This window comes from Streptomyces sp. NPDC005728 (assembly GCF_040630895.1).
GTDB lineage: Bacteria > Actinomycetota > Actinomycetes > Streptomycetales > Streptomycetaceae > Streptomyces.
This window is the reverse complement of sequence record NZ_JBEXYL010000247.1, coordinates 1-3,053: the sequence shown is the minus strand read 5'-3', so window position 1 is coordinate 3,053 and position 3,053 is coordinate 1. Positions and strand designations below refer to the sequence as shown.

Annotated in this window: 3 protein-coding genes and 1 pseudogene; 2 read left to right on the top strand and 2 right to left on the bottom strand. The window is 68.5% G+C overall.

Going from position 1 to position 3,053, the window contains the following annotated elements; all coding sequences use genetic code 11:
- Window positions 1-144: 144 nt before the first annotated feature.
- Complete coding sequence (locus tag ABZ471_RS48185; protein WP_359075494.1) at window positions 145-1,056, bottom strand: LysR family transcriptional regulator; 912 nt, start codon at window positions 1,054-1,056, stop codon at window positions 145-147.
- A 138-nt stretch (window positions 1,057-1,194) separates the two neighbouring features.
- On the opposite strand from ABZ471_RS48185, the gene ABZ471_RS48180 reads away from it, so the two are divergent.
- Window positions 1,195-2,028, top strand: coding sequence for an inositol monophosphatase family protein (locus ABZ471_RS48180; RefSeq protein WP_359075493.1), 834 nt, complete (start codon window positions 1,195-1,197; stop codon window positions 2,026-2,028).
- Between the two features lie 41 nt (window positions 2,029-2,069).
- On the top strand, window positions 2,070-2,666 hold the full coding sequence (locus tag ABZ471_RS48175; RefSeq protein WP_359075492.1) for an NAD(P)-binding domain-containing protein: 597 nt from the start codon (window positions 2,070-2,072) through the stop codon (window positions 2,664-2,666).
- Between the two features lie 147 nt (window positions 2,667-2,813).
- Here ABZ471_RS48175 and ABZ471_RS48170 read toward each other — a convergent pair.
- A pseudogene (locus ABZ471_RS48170) lies at window positions 2,814-3,053 on the bottom strand (transposase); the annotation flags it as partial.

Sequence of the window (3,053 nt, the reverse complement as noted above, 5' to 3'; positions counted from 1 at the left end):
GGACGAGGCATGACTGCCAGCCTTCCGTGAAGGGCTGTCAGTTAGCCACCAGAACTGGAACCTCAGAGGTGGGGCAGGTCACAGATGTCACCCGATCGTGCATCAGACCCTCGGGCCGTCGCCCGGGGCCACTTGTGGAGATCTTTAAAGGTTTGGGTTACGTCGGGGCGCCAACGCGGTCCGCGCCAGATCGCGTAGCCAGACGTGTGCGGGGTCGGTGTCATAGCGCTGATGCCATGACAGGTACACCGCGGCCGGCGGCAGTTCGAACGGCAGTGGGAGCAGGGTCAGACCGAGAACCGTGGCCGCTGAACGCGTCGTCGATTCGGGGGCTGTGACGAGGAGGTCGGAGCCGCGCACGAACTCGAACGCGGCCCCTTCGGTGGGCGCGGTCGCCACTACCCGTCGGGTGAGGCCGAGCCGCGCGAGAGCGTCGTCGAGGGCGTTGCCGAGCCTTCCGCGCCGCGAGACGGTGATGTGCTCGGCCGCGGCGTACCGCGCGGCGGTGACAGTCTTGACTCGGGTGAGCGGGTGCCCTCGCCGCACGACGACGACGTGCTGGGTCTCAGCCACCCGATCGGCGCGAATGTCGGGTGCGGTCGGGCGGTTCGCGTTCGCCTCCAGGTCGACCTCGCCGCGACGCAGCTCGGGGGTGTCGATGCTCGATTCCGCGATGAAGCGCAAACGCACGCCCGGCGCCTGCTTGCATACGGCCGCGAGAAGCGCGGGGCCACTGAGGGCGACGAGTGAATCGTGCCAGCGGAGTGTGAAGGTGCGCTCGAGCGTCGTGAGGTCGAGTTCGCGGCTCGGTGCCAGCACGCCCTGGACCTGCTGCAGCAGCTCGTGCACCTGTTCCCGGACGGCGATCGCGTACGGCGTCGGGGTCATCTTGCGCCCGGTACGCACCAGGATCTGATCCCCCGTCGTGCGCCGGATCCGGCCGAGGCTTCGACTCATCGCGGGGGCGGTGACGTGCAGGCGCTCAGCAGCTCCGGCCACGCTGCCTTCCTCCAGGAGCGCATCGAGCGCGGCGAGCAGGTTCAAATCCAATTGCATGAGACTCATCCTAGCCGTGCTTTACATGCACTTGCAGTTAATGATGGGCCCTCCTACCTTCGAGATGCGGGCGCGAAAGAAACACGGTTTTCGCCTGGTCCGCCTCATCACCCCCCCTGCTCAGATGGGAGCACCGCCATGCCCGAGTCGATTCAGACCACCGGAATTGCTGCCACCGCCGGCTCCGCGTCCGACGCCGACCTGCTCGCGCAGACCGCGATCGCCGTGCGCGCGGCGGCTTCGGCGCTGCGGGAGCGGTTCGGCGACGTGGTCCGCTACCAGACCCGCGAAGAGCTGATGCGCGCGCTCGCCGCCAACGACGACGCGGCCCTCGACGTCCTGCGCCCCCGCCTCACCCTCCTGCGCCCGGACGCCCGCTTGGTGGAGGACGAGCTCGCGGGCGGCGCCCTGCCCCCCGGCGAATGGTGGGTCCTGGATCCGGCCGAAGGCAACGTCAACCACCTGCACGCCCTGCCGGAGTGGGCGGTGACCGCCACCCTCGTGCGCGACAACCAGCCGGTACTCACCGCAGTTCACCTGCCGTTGACCGGCGAGACCTACACCGCACTCGCCGGCGCCGGCGCCCACCTCGACGGCCGCCCGCTGCACGTGTCCCAGACCACGGACCTCGGCCTGAGCCTCGTGGCCACGAGCCAGGCCAGGCCGGACGAGGACGAGAAGGTCGTGCGGCGCATCGGCTCCTCGATCACCGCGATGCTCTTCGATGCGCTCGTGGTGCGGACATCCGTGCCCGCCACCCTCCACCTACTGAACGTGGCCGCCGGCCGGATCGACGCCTTCTGGCAGTTCGCCGGGGCCCGCGCGGACCTGCTTCCCGGGGCGCTGCTCGTCGCCGAGGCCGGCGGGCAGATATCCGACGCCGAGGGCCGCCCCTGGACCCCGCAGAGCGAGAGCTTCCTGGCCGCCGCGCCCGGCGTGCACACCGAAGCCGTCACCACGCTCTCCCTCTGACTCCCACGTAGAACCACAAGCACCGGAAGGACCACATCAGCATGACCATGATCGCCGTTCTCGGAAACGGCCGCGTCGGCGGCAGCCTCGCCCTGGCCCTCACCCGGGCCGGGCACGAGGTGACCGTGGCGGACCGCTCACCAGGCTCTGCCGCCGACGCCGCCCGGACAGCGCAGATCGTCATCAACGCCACCCCGGGCGCCGGCTCGCTGGAGCGGCTCATAGCGCTGCGCGAGGAACTGCAGGGCAAGATGCTCGTAGACGTCTCCAACGCCACCGTCGACGGACCAGACGGACTGCCGGCCGAGCTTCTCTACCCCGGCTCAAGCCTCGCGGAGCAACTTCAAGAAGCTCTCCCCGACACGCGCGTCGTCAAGACGCTCAACACGATGCTCTACACGGTGATGACCGCGCCCGCCGCGCTCACCCAGACACCGACCGCCTTCCTCTCCGGCAATGACCCGGAGGCCAAGCAGGTCGTACGCGGGCTTCTCGCCGACCTCAGCTGGCAGCAGGAGTGGATCACGGACCTCGGCGGGATCGAGACCGCGCGGGCCGCCGAGGCCGCGATCCTGTTCGTACCACACGTGATCCGATCCGGCGGATTCGCGCCCTTCGCAATCTCGATCACCCGCTGAAAGCCCGACGCAACTCTTCCTGAGGATGACCGTAAGACGTGGCGGGCCGGAGTGCCCGAACGGCTGTCAGGGCGGTAGGTGTGTCAATTCAACGGCCCTGTCTCACATTCGATGACGGAGCGTGCTGCTAGAGATCTTTGACTGAGGTTACGGCGGTTGGAGGTCGAGCCCGGTCTTGGCAATGAGGCCCTCGATGAGGCGGAGGCGGTATTGCATCCGTTTCAGCCGCGTCTTCACCAACGCGGTGAGCTGGTCGAGGCTGTGTTTGGTGAGGTTGGCCAGCGACCGCTTCAGGTGCGACCAACGCCCTCGACGGGGTTGAGCTCGGGGGCGTACGGCGGCAGCTGGTAGACGGTCAGCCATAATCGGGCGGCGATCAGATCATGC